The sequence below is a fragment of the Marinomonas phycocola genome, from assembly GCF_047525455.1.
Classification (GTDB): domain Bacteria; phylum Pseudomonadota; class Gammaproteobacteria; order Pseudomonadales; family Marinomonadaceae; genus Marinomonas.
In genome coordinates this window covers 135970-154753 of record NZ_JBLIXL010000003.1, presented here as the reverse complement: position 1 = coordinate 154753, position 18784 = coordinate 135970, and the positions used below count along the sequence as shown (strand labels likewise).

17 protein-coding genes are annotated in these 18784 nt (G+C 38.5%); 4 read left to right on the top strand and 13 right to left on the bottom strand.

Going from position 1 to position 18784, the window contains the following annotated elements; genetic code table 11:
- Position 1 precedes the first annotated feature (1 nt).
- The 3 genes from ACMUMJ_RS03700 to ACMUMJ_RS03690 all read right to left on the bottom strand — a co-directional run bounded on the left by ACMUMJ_RS03700 (position 2) and on the right by ACMUMJ_RS03690 (position 2563).
- A complete protein-coding gene (locus ACMUMJ_RS03700; protein ID WP_414677444.1) occupies positions 2–205 on the bottom strand; it encodes an IS66 family transposase in 204 nt (67 codons plus the stop codon).
- Between the two features lie 235 nt (positions 206–440).
- Positions 441–1376: a glycosyl transferase family 90 gene (locus ACMUMJ_RS03695; RefSeq protein WP_414677443.1), complete on the bottom strand. Its 936-nt coding sequence runs from the start codon at positions 1374–1376 to the stop codon at positions 441–443.
- A 17-nt stretch (positions 1377–1393) separates the two neighbouring features.
- The gene (locus ACMUMJ_RS03690; RefSeq protein WP_414677442.1) at positions 1394–2563 is read right to left on the bottom strand and encodes a nucleotide sugar dehydrogenase; all 1170 of its coding nucleotides are present in this window, start codon (positions 2561–2563) and stop codon (positions 1394–1396) included.
- Positions 2564–2726: 163 nt separating this feature from the next.
- On the opposite strand from ACMUMJ_RS03690, the gene ACMUMJ_RS03685 reads away from it, so the two are divergent.
- Positions 2727–3044: a hypothetical protein gene (locus ACMUMJ_RS03685; RefSeq protein WP_414677441.1), complete on the top strand. Its 318-nt coding sequence runs from the start codon at positions 2727–2729 to the stop codon at positions 3042–3044.
- 112 nt (positions 3045–3156) lie between these two features.
- On the opposite strand, the gene ACMUMJ_RS03680 is transcribed toward ACMUMJ_RS03685, so the two are convergent.
- The 4 genes from ACMUMJ_RS03680 to lon all read right to left on the bottom strand — a co-directional run bounded on the left by ACMUMJ_RS03680 (position 3157) and on the right by lon (position 9145).
- A complete protein-coding gene (locus tag ACMUMJ_RS03680) occupies positions 3157–4077 on the bottom strand; it encodes an aldose 1-epimerase (protein WP_414677440.1) in 921 nt (306 codons plus the stop codon).
- 25 nt (positions 4078–4102) lie between these two features.
- Entirely contained in the window at positions 4103–4948 is an 846-nt protein-coding gene (locus ACMUMJ_RS03675) for a sulfurtransferase (RefSeq protein WP_414677439.1), read from the bottom strand.
- 241 nt (positions 4949–5189) lie between these two features.
- Positions 5190–6554 carry an MATE family efflux transporter gene (locus tag ACMUMJ_RS03670; protein WP_414677438.1) on the bottom strand — a complete coding sequence of 455 codons (1365 nt, stop codon included), beginning with the start codon at positions 6552–6554 and terminating at the stop codon, positions 5190–5192.
- 143 nt (positions 6555–6697) lie between these two features.
- Positions 6698–9145 carry an endopeptidase La gene (lon, locus tag ACMUMJ_RS03665; RefSeq protein WP_414677437.1) on the bottom strand — a complete coding sequence of 816 codons (2448 nt, stop codon included), beginning with the start codon at positions 9143–9145 and terminating at the stop codon, positions 6698–6700.
- Positions 9146–9331: 186 nt separating this feature from the next.
- Between lon and upp the strand changes: the two genes are divergently transcribed.
- Positions 9332–9988 (top strand): uracil phosphoribosyltransferase, encoded by a 657-nt coding sequence (gene upp, locus ACMUMJ_RS03660; protein WP_414677436.1) that lies wholly within the window; start codon positions 9332–9334, stop codon positions 9986–9988.
- A 128-nt stretch (positions 9989–10116) separates the two neighbouring features.
- Here upp and ACMUMJ_RS03655 read toward each other — a convergent pair whose 3' ends face one another.
- The 3 genes from ACMUMJ_RS03655 to ACMUMJ_RS03645 all read right to left on the bottom strand — a co-directional run bounded on the left by ACMUMJ_RS03655 (position 10117) and on the right by ACMUMJ_RS03645 (position 12980).
- Entirely contained in the window at positions 10117–10740 is a 624-nt protein-coding gene (locus ACMUMJ_RS03655) for a LysE family translocator (protein WP_414677435.1), read from the bottom strand.
- A gap of 17 nt (positions 10741–10757) precedes the next feature.
- Entirely contained in the window at positions 10758–11399 is a 642-nt protein-coding gene (locus ACMUMJ_RS03650) for a TetR/AcrR family transcriptional regulator (protein WP_414677434.1), read from the bottom strand.
- 426 nt (positions 11400–11825) lie between these two features.
- A complete protein-coding gene (locus tag ACMUMJ_RS03645; protein ID WP_414677433.1) occupies positions 11826–12980 on the bottom strand; it encodes a GGDEF domain-containing protein in 1155 nt (384 codons plus the stop codon).
- A gap of 320 nt (positions 12981–13300) precedes the next feature.
- On the opposite strand from ACMUMJ_RS03645, the gene ACMUMJ_RS03640 reads away from it, so the two are divergent.
- Together ACMUMJ_RS03640 and ACMUMJ_RS03635 are read left to right on the top strand one after the other, a co-directional pair.
- Positions 13301–14212, top strand: a complete 912-nt coding sequence (locus ACMUMJ_RS03640; protein WP_414677432.1) for a glucosaminidase domain-containing protein — start codon at positions 13301–13303, stop codon at positions 14210–14212.
- 151 nt (positions 14213–14363) lie between these two features.
- Positions 14364–16280, top strand: coding sequence for a beta-ketoacyl synthase (locus ACMUMJ_RS03635; protein ID WP_414677431.1), 1917 nt, complete (start codon positions 14364–14366; stop codon positions 16278–16280).
- Positions 16281–16597: 317 nt separating this feature from the next.
- On the opposite strand, the gene ACMUMJ_RS03630 is transcribed toward ACMUMJ_RS03635, so the two are convergent.
- From ACMUMJ_RS03630 to ACMUMJ_RS03620, 3 genes are read right to left on the bottom strand one after another with little or no spacing between them, the layout of a single operon-like run.
- Positions 16598–16993 (bottom strand): hypothetical protein, encoded by a 396-nt coding sequence (locus ACMUMJ_RS03630; protein ID WP_414677430.1) that lies wholly within the window; start codon positions 16991–16993, stop codon positions 16598–16600.
- A 40-nt stretch (positions 16994–17033) separates the two neighbouring features.
- On the bottom strand, positions 17034–17915 hold the full coding sequence (locus ACMUMJ_RS03625) for a sugar nucleotide-binding protein (RefSeq protein ID WP_414677429.1): 882 nt from the start codon (positions 17913–17915) through the stop codon (positions 17034–17036).
- On the bottom strand, positions 17905–18693 hold the full coding sequence (locus ACMUMJ_RS03620) for a TatD family hydrolase (RefSeq protein WP_414677428.1): 789 nt from the start codon (positions 18691–18693) through the stop codon (positions 17905–17907). Before ACMUMJ_RS03620 ends, ACMUMJ_RS03625 begins: the two co-directional genes overlap by 11 nt.
- Positions 18694–18784 lie beyond the last annotated feature (91 nt).

Here is an 18784-nt window from a genome sequence, read left to right as displayed (position 1 = left end):
GCTACTTCCTAAATGGAAAAGGAAGATCTTTGGGCAGAGGCTTGCACTTAGGTTGAACACGTTTTTTAGCCACAGACATTTCTGTTTCTTGCCCATCCTCCTCTTGTGAAGTGAGTTCAACTTCTGATGTTTCATCAAATAAATCACCCTGAACAGGCATGACTTCGGAACTTGCACCAAACTGTCGCTGTTGAACAAAACGCAATTGCTCAAGAATGTTCTAATTCTTAGATTACCACTGAGCTCAATTTGAATCTTTTTGCTGGAGAGCCGAATCTTTTTCACTGATCTTAGATAGTTGTTCAAGCAGTAACTTTTTCAGGGATTCAACGTCGTTTGGTGAGGTATCTGGTATCATTTTCATGACGATGGATTATACCAGATCTACGACGGTTGGCCGTTATGATACCGATAAACTAATTCAGCATATTTATTCGTTTCTATAGTTGACCAGATAATTCGAAATACTTTTTCGCAACTAAAAGGTTAATTTTATGCTCTCTACTAGCGTCTTTAAATTGCTGGGTATAATACTGAGCATTATCAATAATACGTTGCGCAGACAAAGGGTTCTTATTGTAATACTGAATTTTTTCCTCTAAATCACTAAAATCATCCTTTAACAAGACGTAGTGAACATCAGGAATTAACAAACCTTCCATATACCATGTTTCAAACCGTGGTCGCCTCATGAAACACACTGAATTTGAAGACATGATCCACTTTAAATTTGTCGCAACGTCTTTCCCTTCAACACTGACTATGTATTTATAATTCAACTGCTCTTCAATCGTTAAGAAACCTTTAAACCCTATGTCATCTTTAAGCGTTTCATCACAATGGCCAATGTCACATAAAGGATGAGTGGAGAACTTATCCGTTAGTATTTTTCTATGCTCTTGATAAATCATTCCACGCCAAACAGCTAAGCTTTTTTTGTCGGTGAATTTTTGCGAGTCATTAATGAAATTATAATGACGAATTGCATTGAGTTTGAGTAAAATTGATGCTTGATTATCTTCTGCTACTGGTCGACTTTTTACAAAAGAAGGCACATCTGGAATATGGGTCACATCGCCAAAAATATAGTGGAAACGCAACGTTTTAGGGAAAAACTTCACGACTTTCTTCGTATCCGCGTAATAAGTAAAACTCTTGCCTTTCTTAAAATCACCGATCGCCACCGCCTCGCCAATAGGGAATACACCCTGACTTTTACAGTAGTATGCAACACGTTTTTCAATGTCTTCATCGATTGACATATCTGACAGTAAAGCTTGATAGTCAACAAACTCAGGCTTACTTACTTTAATCATTTCGGATAAGTAATACCAAATTTTTTTCGCTCTCTTTTTAAAGTACTCTAAATCTTTCATGTTTAATAACTGCGTAACTAAGAATCCATACCAAATAAATCACGTGTGTAAATTTTATCTGACGCATCTGAAATTTCATCAGTAATACGGTTTGCCACAATAACATCGCTCACTAACTTAAATTCATCGATGTTTTGAATCACCTTGGAGTTATAAAAACTCTCATCATCAAGTACAGGCTCATACACAACAACCTCAACACCTTTCGCTTTAATACGCTTCATCACTCCCTGAATAGCAGACGCTCTAAAGTTATCTGAACCTACCTTCATTACTAAACGATAAATCCCCACCACTTTCGGTGCCTTTTTTAAAATAGACTCTGCAACAAAATCTTTACGTGTTGCATTCGCCTCAACAATGGCTCGAACCAAATTATTCGGAACTTTCTCGTAATTCGCCAGCAGCTGCTTGGTATCCTTCGGCAAACAATAACCGCCATAACCAAATGATGGATTGTTATAATGTCCGCCAATGCGAGGGTCTAAACTAACGCCTTCAATAATTTGTTTTGAGTTAAGATTTTGAGTTTCGGCAAAACTGTCCAACTCGTTGAAAAAAGCCACCCTCATAGCTAAATAAGTATTCGCAAACAGTTTAATCGCTTCCGCTTCGGTCGATCCGGTCAATAAAATATCGATATCTTTCTTAGTTGCTCCCTGGGCCAGAAGAGATGCAAACATCTTAGCCCGTTCAGACTCTTCACCAACAACAATACGCGCGGGATTCAAATTGTCATAAAGAGCTTTCCCTTCTCTCAAAAATTCTGGAGAAAATATAAGATTAGCGGTTTTGTAGTCTTGCGATGCCCTTTTAGTAAATCCAACAGGTACAGTCGATTTTACTACTATAGTTGCCAAGGGGTTTATCTCAACCACATCCTGTATCACAGATTCAACTAGTGATGTATTAAAGTAATTGGTATGAGGATCGTAGTCTGTTGGTGTGGCAATAATAATGAATTCCGCGTTTTTATACGCTTCAAATTTGTCTAAGGTTGCCTTGAAGTTTAGTGTTTTATGAGCAAGGTAATATTCAATATCAGCATCAGCAATTGGCGATAAGCCTTTATTTAATAAGCTTACTTTTTCCTCTACAACGTCTAAGGCAATCACTTCGTTATTTTGTGCTAACAATAATGCATTTGAAATCCCAACGTAACCGGTCCCAACCACTGCTATTTTCATTCTCGCTCCGCACTCATCTAATTAATATTTACCGCCATTTTATGGAGCTTTATAGATGTATTCAATCAAAAGTCGAATTTCAGCATAAAAGATAAAAATAATAACAGCAAAACAATCGTAATCAGGCTACTCTAAAGAAAAAACAATAATATGGAGTACGCCTATGAAATTTGAACTTGTTGATCGTCAAGGATACATACCTGATTTAGTCTATGGGGAAGCAGGCCAGGAGCTCTCTTGTTTTGTGCCAGATGATTACAAATGGCAGCAGGTAGCTTACTTAAATGGGGAAGGGGACGTTCTTGTAGAAGGGCATACTTGGCGCTTTTTCTTCGCTCAGGAAGGTATTGGTGTAAAACTTATTGACGGCATTGTCACACTTAAAGAAGCAGAAACTTTTCTAGCTGCCGTTAAAATAAAAATTTGGGGGGAACAGAACCAACAAGTTCAAATGTTCATTGCTGGCACCACACCTAAATAGACCGCTCTATTACTATTTTCAATACACTTACACGTTATAACCTTACCGTTAAAGCGCCTTACATGATAGGCACTTTAGCGGTACATTCTTGATCTTTAGCCCTACTATTCCACTACTCGAAATTCTGTGGGGTAAACTGAATATCCCCTTGAATACTTTCACTAGGCGCTAGCATTTGAGTACCGCCAAGGACATCTGACAAATCACTCTGATTAAATGCATTTGTCGTGTGAGTAACAGGCTCTAAACAAAAATAAGACTCTTCTTTGGGTGAATACACAACCGCATTTCTAAATAAGTCAGAGGCTTTAATTTGTAAAGTTCCTCCATGAGATGGCCAGTGAATATTTGCAACGCCATCCCAGCCAGTGAAATTATGATCTAACTCTTTAGTGAGCTCACCTTCTCTAAAGGATAAAACAGCAACCGTTTCTGACTCATGGGTATGAGGGATATTTAATTCATCGCCGAACCACTGACCTGTAGTATTCAGTGACACCTGCATATTTGGCTCTGTGCAAAAATAAGGATGAATGCCCATTCCAGCAGGCATAACCTTGTCACTCGTATTCAATAATTTCAGCTGTATATTGAGCCCTGTATCACTCAATTCGAATTTTTGTTCCGCTTCGTAAGAATAAGGCCAACCACAACATTCCACAGAAGTATTAGGGAACTTAAAAGTAAGCGTGATTACTGTATCGCTATGATGCGTGACGTGCCATTTTCCTAACCAGCTATGACCATGAATTATTTGAGGCCATCCTTCAACATTAGAGGACAACTTATAATCCTCTCCCCCTATACTCAACATATTGTTAGCAATACGGTTAGAGAAAGGAAATAAGGGAAACGATGCGGCATTCAATGCATCAATTGGATTGTTTAATTCTGCTATATTAATTGCTCTAAACCAATCAATTTTCTCCCCTCTGTGTGGAGAAGTGAAATGCGTGATTACTCCTCCATTTTTAGGACAGACCCCGACTTCAAAAGAAGCATTTTTCAATATCAATAACGTCGAATTACTCATTAATTAGCCTACAGGTTACTGTTTTTTATACATCTTCTTGTGATTGAATTACTAAACGCATCATTCTTTTTGACCATAAACTCCAAGACCCAACAAAAACCTTATTTTGCTCAATCCCCGCAATGTTTAAAGCCAACACATTATGACAAGCTGTAACACCAGAACCACAATAATGCACAAAAGGCAGCTCATTTTCCATTAATGCTTCAAACTCTTCTTTTAACAATTTCGGTGATTTGAAACAGCCATTCGAGTCTAAGTTTTCCGAAAAAGGCCGATTTTTGGCTCCAGGTATGTGCCCAGCAACAGGATCTATAGTTTCTACTTCACCACTAAATCGTTCCTCTGCACGGGCATCCAGTAAACAAAACTGATTTAATTCATAGTTCTGAATAACGTCTTGCTCATCTACCGATAATGAAAAAGCAGTTAAATCACATTTAATTTTGTCAACAGCCGAAAAAGAAGTTGCCTCACCTGACTCTATAGGTAACCCCTTTTGAAGCCACCTAGTAATACCGCCATCAAGAACACAAGCCCTCACTCCCAATTGATTAAGCATCCACCAGCATCGAGAAGCAATCGCACCCCCCATATCATCATACACAACCACCAAACTGTCCTGAGTTATTCCTAATAACTGAACTGTCTCAATAAAATCTTCGATAGATGGTAAAGGGTGCCTACCCGTTTCTTCGGTTTCTTCGGAGGACAATTGAGTATGAAGATCAACGAAACGCGCATTAGGGATATGACTTTCAAGGAAGAGTTGACGTCCTTTATTATGATCTGATAAATAAAAGCGGCTGTCTAAAACAACCACGTTTGTATCCCTCAATTGAGAAATCAGCTCGTCACTAGAAATTAACACCTTCACCTCCACCTTAAACATTTTTTGTTACGGTTTTAACATTTAATCAGATATTTTTATCGACCACATGTTTTTTTTTGATAGGTTTCTTTAATCACATTTACATTTCAGCTTTGTTCATGAAGAGCCGCACTCAAACACTAAAAAGATTGATCCATACAAATTTAAAAGAGCAAAATAAAGAAGCTCACTTCATAAGTGTCTCACTTAACACATTCGCTTTGAGATGAGGATAAGGATTTTATGGAATGCTTCGATCTAATTTAACAGCAAGCATTGCTTCTTTTTCTAATTGAACAATATATCGTTTTGCCATTATAAAACCAAAACAGCCAAAGATGATGCTCCCCACAGCTTGCCCGAATAGAATGCCTTCTGCCCCAAAAAACCACGAGAAAACAACAATGAGAGGCCATGTCCCTAACGTAGCACGCCCAAAATTCAGCAAGGTGCCGACATAGGGCTTCCCTAAATTATTAAATGTGGCTAATGCGATAAAAAGCAAACTCTGAAAAAAGAAGCTAAATGACGTAAATGTGGCAAAAAATTGTATTAAATCCGCGGTCGCTTCCGTCGCATTAAATGTGGTAATTAACCAATTTTGCCCAGCATACAATACCGAACACATAATTAAACAATAAACAAAGCTGTAGATGACCGCACTGGTTAATGTTTCTTGCAGGCGTTTAAATGACTTAGCACCATAGTTCTGACCTAAAATGGCACCGACAGCACCCGTTAAGGCAAATACCCCACCAAAAACGACAGGAACAACACGTCCGATAATCGCAATAGCAGCAACGGCCTCATCACCAAAGTTGGCGGAATGCTCTATTACAATAACACTGGCTAAAGGTGAAAAAAAGTTGGTTAACATCGCGGGTATGGCAATCAATGAAATCACTTTCACATCATGATAGAAATCCAATAAATCAAACTCGGCTAACATTTTGTACAAATGGATAACACAATAATACGTCACACCAATCATTGAAATGCGTGCAATTAAGGACGCGATCGCGGCACCTTGGACCTCTAATCCGAACCCAAAAATTAGAATGGGGTCAAGAAGTGCGTTTACAAAGCCGCCTATTAAAGTGGCGTACATAGCACGGCGAGCATCACCGATTGCCCTCATGATCCCAGAGCCAATCATGGCGACCATGACTGCTGGCATCCCAAAAATGAGTATCTGTAAATAGTCAATTGAAAGATCTAATGCTCGACCACTCGCCCCAATATAAAGTAACAAGTGGGGTATTTTAGGGTAAATAAACCAAACAATAGTAAAGGAAAAAACAATACCGTAAACCAAACAATTCACTGAGCACCGCTTAGCCAAAGCCATATCGCCCGCCCCAACTGCCCTCGAGATCAGAGCTGTCGAAGCAATCGCTACAGCAATGCTAATAGAAATCGTAAACAACAAAATGACACTTGCAAAACCTACCGCTGCAACCGCCTCTTTCTTTCCAAGCATGGATAGAAACCACATATCCACCAAATCGACTAAAAACATAAACATAAGGCCAAAAGCACCCGTAGCCGACATAATAACCACATGTTTTAATGTCGAACCTTGAGTAAACTTTGCCTCTGGGGGCATCTTATTCTCCGAATGTATGAATCAATTAAACAATAAAAAAACCGAACACGATAAAGATTAACGCGTTCGGTTCTTATTATTTTCTCATGTATCCTAGTACTAACAAACCCTAAAGCAAGAATACTTTCAAATCTTCGGAAAGATTAGTGCACTTCTGTCTTTTTCTTATCAAACACAATTTTTTCTACATCTGAGTATCGACCAGCAAAATGCACGGTCATCCCCTCTTTTATGGAATCAGGTAGCTCTTGATAATCTCGACGATTCGCTTCTGGTAGTATAATTTCATGAATTTTTATTCGCTTTGCAGCAATGATTTTCTCTCGAATCCCACCTACAGCAAGTACCTTCCCCGTTAATGTTAACTCACCAGTCATCGCCAATGGTCGACGAATAGGCTCACCTCTAGCAAGAGACATTAGTGCTGTTGCTATAGTCACACCTGCACTTGGCCCATCTTTTGGTGTTGCACCTTCTGGTACATGTAAATGAATTAAACATTTATCAAAAAATTCAGGATGTAATTGATAAGATTTTGTATGAGAACAGACATAAGAATACGCAATTTCAGCCGACTCTTTCATAACTTCGCCCAATTTCCCCGTAAGTTTCAAACCACGGCTCAATTCGTGAATTTTGTTTGCTTCAATAGGTAAAGTGGCTCCCCCCATGGATGTCCATGCCAAGCCAGTAACAACCCCAACGCCTCGGATTGCTTTTTCAGCTCTAAAATATGGCATACCAAGCAATGCTTCAATATCTTTTACACCAACATTAATACTTTCGGCCTCATTAAGCATAAATTGAACAACCGATTTTCTTAAAATTTTCTGTAACAACTTATCAAGGCCACGCACCCCAGCTTCACGAGCATAATCCTCAATAACATGCTTTAATGCCGCATCCGTGATGTTTAGTTGTTTTTTAAGTAATTTATTTTTCTTTAATAACTTAGGCCATAAATGCAACTTAGCTATAGCTAACTTCTCTTCAGAAGTGTAACCAGACAAGCGAATAACATCCATTCGATCCAATAAAGGTGCGGGAATGGTATCCAGTTGATTAGCCGTACAAATAAACAATGTTTTCGATAAATCAATTCTCATATCAAGATAGTGATCCAAAAACTCTGAATTTTGTTCTGGATCCAGCGCCTCTAGTAAAGCGGAAGCAGGGTCTCCTTGAAACGAAGACCCCATTTTATCGATCTCGTCCAACATAATAATTGGATTTTCAACTTGAACTTCTTTCAATGCCTGTACAAACTTCCCAGGCAAAGCACCGATGTACGTCCTGCGATGTCCTTTAATCTCAGATTCATCACGCATTCCACCTAAGCTAAAGCGGTAGAATTTTCGATTGAGAGCATCAGCGACCGATTTACCAATCGATGTTTTACCCACACCTGGAGGGCCAACTAGAAGCATAATTGAGCCACCCATTTCTTCACGGTGGGCACCTAATGCTAAAAACTCGACAATACGGTCTTTCACATCCTCTAATCCAGCGTGCTGTTTTTCCAAGATATCTCTTGCCGACTTAATATCTAGGTTGTCATCTGAATGAACCCCCCAAGGCAACGCTGTGGCCCAATCCAAATAGTTACGAGTAACGCCATACTCAGGTGAACCTGGCTCCAACACACTCAGTTTATTAAATTCTTCATCAATTTTAATTTGTGCGGGTTCACGTACTATTTTATTCAACAGCCGCTCTTTAAACGTCTCTATATCTGATGTTTTATCATCTTTAGTAAGACCCAGTTCTTTTTGAATGATTTTCAGCTGCTCTTTCAAGAAAAACTCTCTTTGATGCTTGCTCAGTTTTTCATTCACTTCAGAACTGATTTCATTATGTAATCGTGCTATTTCCAATTCTTTTCTAATTAAAACTAACGCTAAATTTAACCGAGGCTGGATCGTATGCGTTGCTAAAACTTCATACAACTCTTCAGGTTCAGCTGACGTAATCGATGTCGCAAAATCAGCAAGTAAACCAGGCTCACTAAATGTAAAACGACCTAAATATTGTTTAAGATCTTCACTAAACAAAGGATTTAAACGGATCAACTCCTTTATGGCATCTAACAAGGCGATGGAATAGGCTTTTGACTCATCATCCTTTACTTTACTGTCGTTCATATAACGAACACGAGCTAAATAGGGAGCTGTCTCACTAAGCCACTCAACAACTTCAAAGCGTTTCACACCTTGGGCTAAAAAGGTGATTTTTCCATTTTCTAATGCCGCCTTATGCACCTTCGCCACACAACCAATACGTCTAAATGTGTCAATAGAAGGCGGTCCTGCATTTGTTTTTTCGGCGTACACCAGACCAACGACATTTTGCTGAGCATCAGAAATTCTTTCTAACGTCCCCTCCCATGGATCTGCATCTACCATAACTGGCTGCACCTGAGCAGGGAAAAACGGCCGACTAGAAACAGGTAATAAATACAATGTTTCAGGTAGAACATCTTCAGGTAAGGCCAACGCCTTTGGATCATCAATAACAATGCTTTCATTATCTGCAGCGTCGTCATCAAGAACTGTTTCGGAAATATTATCTAGGTATTCTTCATCGTTATTCATATTCTTCTCAATGAATCAAATAGTGGGACTCACGAATTGCTTGTTAACTATGTAATGACAAAAGTACTAATTACAACTATTAGCAAATGAAAACAAACACATAAAGTACGTAGCTGTGTGCTATTATTTTCTATAAATCAATAAGCATACATTACATTCAAATACAAAGGTTAAGGAATCAGATCAATGAAAGCAGCCGAAATTTTACAAAAACACTCGGACATTTCTGTCGTAGATCATCCTTTTGTGCAACACAAACTAACCAGTTTGCGAGACAAAAATACCGGTACGCGTGAGTTCCGCATGTTAGTTGAAGAGCTAGGAACTCTCATTGGTTACGAAGCAACAAGAGACCTTGACACCATTGATGTCGAAGTGGAAACACCATTAGAAAAAGCCATGAGTCCTGTATTAAAAGGAAAAAAGTTGTGTATTGTTACTATTATGAGAGCGGGTAATGGCTTGGCTGAAGGCGTTTTAAAGTTATCTCCATCGGCCCGTGTAGGCCATATCGGTATGTACCGAGACCCTGAAACCAAACAACCGGTTGATTATTATTTGAAGATGCCTCATTCCATTGATCAACGCACCATTATTGTTGTTGACCCAATGCTAGCCACGGGAAACTCAGCCGCAGCGGCAATCTCGAAAATGAAAAAACTGGGGGCAAAAGACATTCGATTTATTTGTCTTTTTGCTGCGCCAGAAGGCATTACTGCCTTTAAAGAGGAACACGGTGATGTACCTATGTACATTGGCACGATTGATCGTGAATTAGATGATCATGCTTACATCCGTCCAGGCGTGGGCGATGCTGGCGATCGAATTTATGGAACCCGATAACGAGTTCGAGTTGCTCTAAAAAATTCGAACAGATAATGCCATTAGTTTGTCATTAAAAAGCCCTCAACACAGAGGGCTTTTTAATGTCTAATGTTTGGCACAAAATTACAGCAAGAAGGTTAATTAATCTAGCTTCGTAAACCAATATAAAATCCTGCGCCCGCCATGATCGAACCAGCGGTTCTATTAAGTATTTTTATCGACTTTTCAGATTTTAAATATCGTCTTGCTTGAGAAGCACCTAGCGCAATCAGCATTAGTCCGGACAATAGAGCAAAAAAAGTGAGCACTGAAGCGATCACCACATCCTGAGAACTTAACAATGCCAAATCCATAAAGGTCGGTAGAAACGCTATATAAAAAATAATTACTTTAGGGTTAGACGCAGAAATCAAAAAACCTTGAACAAAGCTTGCAACATGACCGCCAACATGAGGTTGTTCATCTAACGTTGAATCCATTGCATCGACCTTAATGGTCCACATCTTCCATCCAAGGTAGATAAGATACGCCGCGCCAACAATTCGAATCGCTATAAAAAGCTCTTCCCATGTTGCCGCAACCGTTGCAAGCCCCAAACACGCCATGATCAAATAGACAATATCACTGATTACCATTCCAGTGCTTAGCCAAAAGCAAGAGCCCGCGCCCTTAAGCATGCTTCTCGCTAAAATTGCAAACACCCCAGGACCTGGAGTAATGCCAAATATAAAAATCGCAATAAAAAATGTGATACTACTTTCAATGGTCATACGACGAAATCCTCATTCTATTTAATGCCACACACAGATAAGATCATTTTGATAATAAAGTCTTTTGCATCTTCATAATCATCTTCTGTCAGTTTGGTTTTATTTAGTACAATCTTAATCTGAGCGTCAAAATCAGCATACGTTTGAGTAACAGCCCATAGACTAATAAATAAATGCTCTGTTGAAACTGGCTTCATTAATCCAGCACTTACCCAGTTTTCGATAATTTGCTTTTCTCTTGCAAGTTCTTTAACAAAATGCGCCTGCAAAAACTCTAGAACAAAAGGCTCTTCACCAATTAAAGCCATCGCAAACACTTTTGAAGCATTGGTGTTTTCTCTAGAATGATCTATTTTTTCACTAATATAGCGGCTTAGAGATAATTTAGGACCGTCTTCTTCTTCAAAAGCACTAACGGAATCTAACCACAGCTCTAGAATATTTTCCAAAACGGCTTCTAGCAAATCTTTCTTAGAACGGAAGTAATAATGGATATTCGCTTTAGGAAGCGCCGCTTCATCAGCAATCATTTGTGTCGTCGTTTTAGCTAATCCCTGTCTTGCAAAAACTTTTTCAGCGCATTCCAATATATGCGCTTGATTTTGTTCACGTATATGGATCTTCAACTGATCCTTAGCACGCTTTGTATCATCTATCAAAAGGACACCTCTCAGTAAGAATTTAGATAACAATAGAACTAGTAAATATAAAACACAGAAGGGATATTATGTAAGATACAATAACATCCTTTTTCTAAAGGAAAAAGCATCCTATGTATCTAATATAGAAGCATTTTATTGCTCCTTGCAAGAAAGTCATCATCGTTCGCTCAAAAAAGCATAAAAAAAGGGAGCATAATGCTCCCTATTTCCCCTCACAACAGAGTAATACAATAACTATAGGCATTCGTCATTGATTAAACTGTTGCACCACGTTGGCGCTGTTATCCACTTAAATCCGTTCTAATAGAATTCTAAGCTAAGATAGAATGCAGAATCATGCTTGAAACATAAATTTCATAAAGCAATTATAAACACATTATTTTTCTTAAACAATAGATGACCTTATCTTTTCTAACCGCTTGTTCAGGTTTGTTTTTTATTTAGCTCGATTCGATTTCGACCTTTACGTTTCGCTTGATACAACGCTTCATCAGACAATTTAATCACTTCTTCTGGTGTCATGTTTACCCGTGACTCACTTACCCCTAAGCTCACCGTTACCTGTACGTTTTTTGCTATGCCCTTTTTGGGATCAATCACACTAACACGCATATTTTCAATTGATTCTCTTAGGTTCTCTAAACTATCTTCAACATCTGACCATCTTTTATTAAAAAATATAATCGTAAATTCTTCACCACCATAACGAAATGGTTTTCCACCTCCGGAAACTTTAGACAGTTCATTAGCCACTCGATAAAGCACCAAGTCGCCCATGTCATGACCATACGTATCATTAAATCTTTTAAAATGGTCAACATCCACCATCGCTACTACATAGCGTTTAGGCAAGGCTAAGAGTTTTTCATTCAGTGCTCTACGACTATTAAGCTGAGTAAGATCATCGACATAGGCCATTCGATGGCTTTCAATTAATATATAAAGAATCCAAACCAGAAAGCACCCTGATAACAATAAAGAGATTTGATTTTCAGAATTAACAACATAAAATAAAATGACTAAAGCAACTTGCGTAATAAGAACACCAGCACCTATGTCGCTCTCGGTACGCCACCAATACAACTTACTTAAGATCAAACAGGCAACGATCCCCCCCCATAGGATCAGTGTTGACCAGATAGGCGTTTCATTAGCTAATATCCGTTCATTTAGTATTGGAAAAGAAACCCACTCTTTCTCAAATGCCAAGCACCAAGCAAGCTGCATCCCGATAAAAGCAATTCGATTGACCGCAAAACGGTTAAAAAACCCCCTTTCACGCATAAACGCAACAACAGATAAATTTACAACAGTGACAGTGATGTAGCTAAGAGAACTCAGGCCATTTTCATTGAAGAATGACTGATAAAGAGGTATACACAGAAGGATCGCAATGACTAGCAGTCGCCCCTTGTTAAAATGCCATGCAAGTAAGATCAATACTCCAGCAAACACAAAAGGCAAGTATATAAAAATATTAAGCCATATAGATGGTATTAAATGTATATACGCTCCTACATACATACACGCCGTAATCAGAATAAGAGGCATTAATAGTACATTTAATTTTTTAGGCATAACTGTCTTTTAAGCACCTGTCGAATCATTCGAACATAAGTTTCGATCATCATTTTGTCTATAAAAGACATTTTTTTCACCTATAACCCCATATTTTTCTATGTCTTCATTCAAGGTCTATTCATCATTAAACACCTTGATCCGTATCAAAAAAAGACATTATAGACATCAAAAACGACCTAAGCCTGTATTTCATGGTTTTTTTTCGTAATTAATGAAGGAACACGCCACCCTATTTTCAGACTTTGGCTTAATGTGTTAGTTTATACATACTTCGGTCAGCCGATCACTTTTTAATACGCATAGGTTTTCTACTTGTTATGGAACGAAAAATATTATGGGTGCTTTCCTTTCTAGTTATATTCATTCTGTGGCTAAAGTTGGAACCAATAAAACAATCGCAATCAAATGATCAAACAGTCGTGGATGTCGATCCTAAATCTCAAATTGATGAGGATAAGGGTCAGCCCAACATTGTTAAAGAACCGCCTGTCAAAGATAAAAAAGATAAAGCGACGCCACAAATAACTGGAAAAGCAGTCAAAGATGAAAACAGCCCCCCAGATTTTGCAAAAATAACGGATACGCAAGAGAAAAAAGACACCTTCTTTCATTACTTGTTGCCTTATGTAATCGAAAAGAATGCGCTTTTAATAAGAGACCGAGAAAAAATATACGAGATATTAAATAATAAAGAGCCCCCTTCCCGCGAAGATAAGAGATGGCTAAAAGCTCTTCGTGGTATTTTTAGATTAGAGAAAGTCGATGTTTACACTCACGACATTATTAGAGAGCTATTACCTCATGTTGACATTATTCCTGAATCCCTAGCTCTTGCTCAAGCCGCCAACGAGTCCGCATGGGGAACATCTCGGTTCGCGTTGGAAGGCAATAATTACTTTGGTCAATGGTGCTTTAGAAAAGGTTGTGGACTTGTTCCAGTCAATAGAGATTATGATGCCGACCATGAAGTAAAACGGTTTAAAAATGCTAAAGAATCCGTGTTCGCTTATATTGACAATTTAAATATTAATGCAGCCTATAAAGACTTACGTAAAAAGCGATCCGAATTGAGAAGTAGCGAAGAACCTATTACAGGTATAGCACTCGCATCTGGTTTACTGAACTATTCTCAAAGGGGTCAAGACTATATCGATGAAATTGAAGAGCTTATAAGATACAACAAACTTTGGAAATACAATCAAAAAAGAGATACTTTAATAGAGAAATAACTATTAACAAGTAATAAAAGAGATGCAAATAAGCCAGACTCATAATAAAGCTACTTCATTGAAGTCATTAACTATTTCAGGCTAGCTAAGGTTACAAACCTTCTTTACAATAGCTAGCCTTTATCATCCACTTTCAAACGAGGAAATTCATTTGGCCCGTTTACCTGTTATTGTTGGCTTTGGCGGAATCAACTCAGCTGGTCGTTCTTCATCACACCAAGCTTATAGAAGAATTATTTTTGATATGTTGCCAAGCTCAGTACAACAAGAAGTATTGCTGGATCTAGCAACACTGACGAGTACAGCTGAACACAGAAATGGAATTTGGTATACCGACTCCGGTGAACAATTAGATACAGAATCGTTTATCGAATCATTCAGCGAATCCATTCTTGCAAAGACCTTAATTAGACGCATACACCCATCATTATTTGATGTAGACAATGTTGTTCTGCATAAGTCTTCTATTCTATCTCCTAGCACTAACGATGAGCACATCGTTTTTACAATAAAAACACGTTCTCTACCGGACAAACTACCAAAAAACTGGTCTATTTTAGCTCTTTCAGATTCCCTTTCAGAGGTAACAGTTGAAGGTAATTTAGAAGCCCTGATAAAAGACACAAAAGATTTAAGCGTCAAAGCCGCAGGACAATTACCAACAGGCTTTGACCCTTCTACTATGTATCAAAGTAGAAATCATCCTCGCGGCCTTCAAATGACGATTTATGGTGCTTCCGACGCAATAAACAGCAGTGGTATTCCGTGGTCAAGCATTCTAGATCGCGTCTCTCCCGACAAAGTCGCTGTATTCGCTGCAAACTCCATTGGTCAAATGGATGATTTTGGGTTTGGTGGCATGCTTAAGTCGGCACTTCAAGGGAAAAGAACCACATCTAAACATCTTCCTTTAGGCTACGCTCAAATGCCAGCAGATTTTGTCAATGCCTACGTACTTGGCAGTGCTGGTATTGTTGGCACATCTATTGGAGCTTGCGCAACATACTTTTTTAACTTAGAAAAAGCAATTGTAGGCATCAAGTCCGGCGATATTCGCGTTGCTATGGTAGGGGGCAGTGACGCTCCTATTACTCCAGAGATCATTGAAGGCTTTCGCACTATGGGAGCCCTTGCAGAAGATACCGCCCTACTGGCGTTAGATTCATTGACGGATCAAGCAGAGCCCGATCATACACAAAGCTGCCGACCTTTTGCTAATAACTGCGGTTTCACCATTGGAGAGTCAAGTCAATGGACTCTGCTTATGGATGATGAACTTGCTCTTGAGTTAGGTGCAAACATCCATGGGGCAATTCCGGCGGTTTACTCTTTTGCTGACGGCCACAAAAAATCCATTTCTGCTCCAGGAATCGGTAATTACCTCACCATGGGCAAAGCAATGTCTTACTTGAAAAACATCATTGGTGAAGAAGGTTTACATAACAAAACGTTCATACAAGCCCATGGCACAAGCACACCTCAGAATAGGATCACAGAATCTCACGTATTAAGTAAGGTTGCGAAAAGTTTTGGCGCGAAAAATATACCAGTCACGGCTGTTAAAGCGTTTCTAGGTCATTCTCAAGGAACAGCTGGGGGAGATCAACTCCACATATCCTTAGGTGTATGGGAGCATGGCATTCTACCAGGTATCACAACTACGCCAGCTCTTGCAGATGATGTCCATACTGAGGGCCTGTCTTTTCAACTTGAACATAAAGAGTACGGCAAAGAATACTTTGACGGCGCACTGTTAAACTCCAAAGGATTTGGTGGTAATAACGGTACAGCAGTACTCTTAGCGCCACACAAGGTGCTACAAATGCTCCAGAAGAAACATTCTAAAGAAACATTAAATCGCTACTTTGACCTAAACCATGAAACCAAAATAAAAAGCACCGCTTACAACCAACAAGCTATTCTTGGTGAGTCTAAGCCCATTTACCACTTTGGGTACAATGTATTATCAGGTGAAGACCTTACTGTTTCACAAGATAAAATTCAGTTACCAGGATACTCAGTCGATATTGATCTTAATATTCCAAATGATTTAAGTGAATACATATAACTTCGCCTAACTTTCCTATTTACAGATATTGAAAATAGTACGTTATTTAATTTCAATATCTGTTTCCCCTGATATAGAAAACGCATTGAACTCACAACACATCCAAAAACACATCATTCCGTTTATTGCAATAGAACTAACCAACACTCTTGAATTAAGAGAATGTATAATTCGGCTTTTGGAAATTTAAGCGAAGAGCAATATTAACACTTTGCTTTACATTCGATTTTTTCAACAAGTATTGCCGTAAAAATCTGTGTCAAGCTTAGCTAGAATCGAGTTCAAGCCCACACGATGAGACGGGTCTAATACAAATGCTACCCTTTAAAGATGGTTCTAGAAGATCGCCATGCAGAAAGAACAAATGAAGTGACCATGCCAGAGCATGCCCCGAAAGTCAGCAAATAAAGAAAACTATCAATCGGTAACGCTAGAATTGACTGTATAAAAAAGAGATTTGGCATTACCGAAAACAACCAAATCCCCATAATTAAAAATACACCATCAACAAAAGATGAAAAACGTGTTTTTAGTAATAACCAAGCATTAAAATAAACATAGCAAATAATGCCTATTGAAAATAAAGCAATAAAAATTGGATCGTCACCTTTATCCGCTGTTAGCATTTCTGGTGCAGCCATACTCCAAAGCCCTCCCAATACAAAGAGTAAAAGTATCGTTAAGAGTGCTGCTTTATGATTTATTTTTTGCAAAATGAACTTCCTCTATAATTGAGAGCAACCTTCATTCTAACTAAGCAAGTTGGTAAAGGTCTTTCACCTGTTGTCGTAAACTCGCTCTCCATGGTCTTTGTTTGACACCAAAGTGATTAAAAATTCTTCGGCAAGATAAAGATTGCCTTTTAACTAATATAATATCTTCAGAGTCTGGAAAACAGTTATTAATTGCTTCAACGCTAACTAATGCTTTAGCATCAAACTGCCCAGCAGTTGCCAAAATAGCCTCAACAAAGCCATACCAACTGATTTCCTCAGAACAACAATAATGATAGACACCTGTATTGGTAGACCCATAATAATGCTGTTTTATAATCGTTAAGGTGACACGAGCCAAATCTGAAACAGGAGACGGACTACCAACAAAACTGTCATTATGAGCTAAATTCGCCCCTTGTTTAATTAAGTCGATAGTACGACAGACAAAATCATCATTTTTACCACTGAATAGCCACCCTGTTCTCAACACAATATTTTGAGCATGCGATAAAAAACATTTCTCAGCCACACTCAAAGAGACTGAATAGGGGTCTTGAGAGTCTGGTAAATCACTTTCATCGTATGCCGTTTCTTTGTCACCTGAGAAAACCAATGCACTACTAATCATAACGACCTGTGTATTAGTTTTAGCTGAATAATCCGCTACTGCATCTCTAAATGTAGGATAACGAGAATCAAGAGAGCGATCGATACTTAACGCATCAATAATTACATCGCACCCAACATCTTGTAACAATTCAGTACTGTAATCATGCTTCAATAACTCACTACAAGATAATGTATGCCATTCAAATTCGGATAAGTTATTAGAAAAAAGTAAAAGTTCTTCTCCTACAACTGTATCACAACCCAATAACACAACTCGTATTGGCGCATTTATATCTCTTTCACAATTCAACGTTTGAACCTCTTACAAATTTCGGAAATACTCTACAGACATTCATAGATGTATTTTTAGCAATACTGTGTAAAGATTGCTGTCTAATATCAGCAATCGATTGCGCAATTAAAGGAATGTTTCGCGGTGTGTTTCTTTCACCTTGCAGACCCATTACAGGCATATCAGGAGAGTCCGTTTCTAGAACAAAATCCTCATTCTTCAATTCTTTCACAACTTTAATCGATTTTGATGCTCTTGTATAAGTAATATTACCACCTATTCCCAACACAAATCCTAGCTCTATAAATCGCTTCGCCTGAACGAGACTACCACTGAACCCGTGTACCACTCCACCATAAGAAAAACGCTGTTTTTTTAACTCTTTATACAACAAGTCATAACTACGACGAGCGTGAAGTATTATCGGTAGATTCAATGTGGATGCGACAGAAAGTTGTGATCTAAAGAAGCTCAACTGTAGATCCAAAGGCAACGAGGTAGGCCAAATATCCAAACCTATTTCACCCACTGCAACAGCATCATTATTTTCACAAAACTCGCCAAGATATTCTACCGACACGATAAGCTCATCAGATAAAAAGTAGGGATGTATACCATACGCCATAGAAAACATGGGATAACGAGCTTTCAATAAGACCTGATTATTCCAACGCTCGAATTTCGTTCCTGGAATAATAAACCCATCAACACCAAGATGGCGGCATTGCTCAATAAGATGGTCCCTATCCTCATCAAAAACAGTAAAGTCTAAATGACAGTGACTATCGATATACATATAAAAAATTATTCAAAAAACACTCCCAGAAGTTAGAGCAAAAAAAACCGCCTAATACTTTAAGATAGCATTAGACGGTTTTTTATCAAAA

Excerpts from the sequence above, each read along its gene's own strand:
- ACMUMJ_RS03695 (WP_414677443.1), bottom strand. The coding sequence starts at position 1,376 with ATGAAAGATTTAGAGTACTTTAAAAAGAGAGCGAAAAAAATTTGGTAT.
- ACMUMJ_RS03690 (WP_414677442.1), bottom strand. The coding sequence starts at position 2,563 with ATGAAAATAGCAGTGGTTGGGACCGGTTACGTTGGGATTTCAAATGCA.
- ACMUMJ_RS03685 (WP_414677441.1), top strand. The coding sequence starts at position 2,727 with ATGAAATTTGAACTTGTTGATCGTCAAGGATACATACCTGATTTAGTC.
- ACMUMJ_RS03680 (WP_414677440.1), bottom strand. The coding sequence starts at position 4,077 with ATGAGTAATTCGACGTTATTGATATTGAAAAATGCTTCTTTTGAAGTC.
- ACMUMJ_RS03670 (WP_414677438.1), bottom strand. The coding sequence starts at position 6,554 with ATGCCCCCAGAGGCAAAGTTTACTCAAGGTTCGACATTAAAACATGTG.
- lon (WP_414677437.1), bottom strand. The coding sequence starts at position 9,145 with ATGAATAACGATGAAGAATACCTAGATAATATTTCCGAAACAGTTCTT.
- upp (WP_414677436.1), top strand. The coding sequence starts at position 9,332 with ATGAAAGCAGCCGAAATTTTACAAAAACACTCGGACATTTCTGTCGTA.
- ACMUMJ_RS03655 (WP_414677435.1), bottom strand. The coding sequence starts at position 10,740 with ATGACCATTGAAAGTAGTATCACATTTTTTATTGCGATTTTTATATTT.
- ACMUMJ_RS03645 (WP_414677433.1), bottom strand. The coding sequence starts at position 12,980 with ATGCCTAAAAAATTAAATGTACTATTAATGCCTCTTATTCTGATTACG.
- ACMUMJ_RS03640 (WP_414677432.1), top strand. The coding sequence starts at position 13,301 with ATGGAACGAAAAATATTATGGGTGCTTTCCTTTCTAGTTATATTCATT.
- ACMUMJ_RS03620 (WP_414677428.1), bottom strand. The coding sequence starts at position 18,693 with ATGTATATCGATAGTCACTGTCATTTAGACTTTACTGTTTTTGATGAG.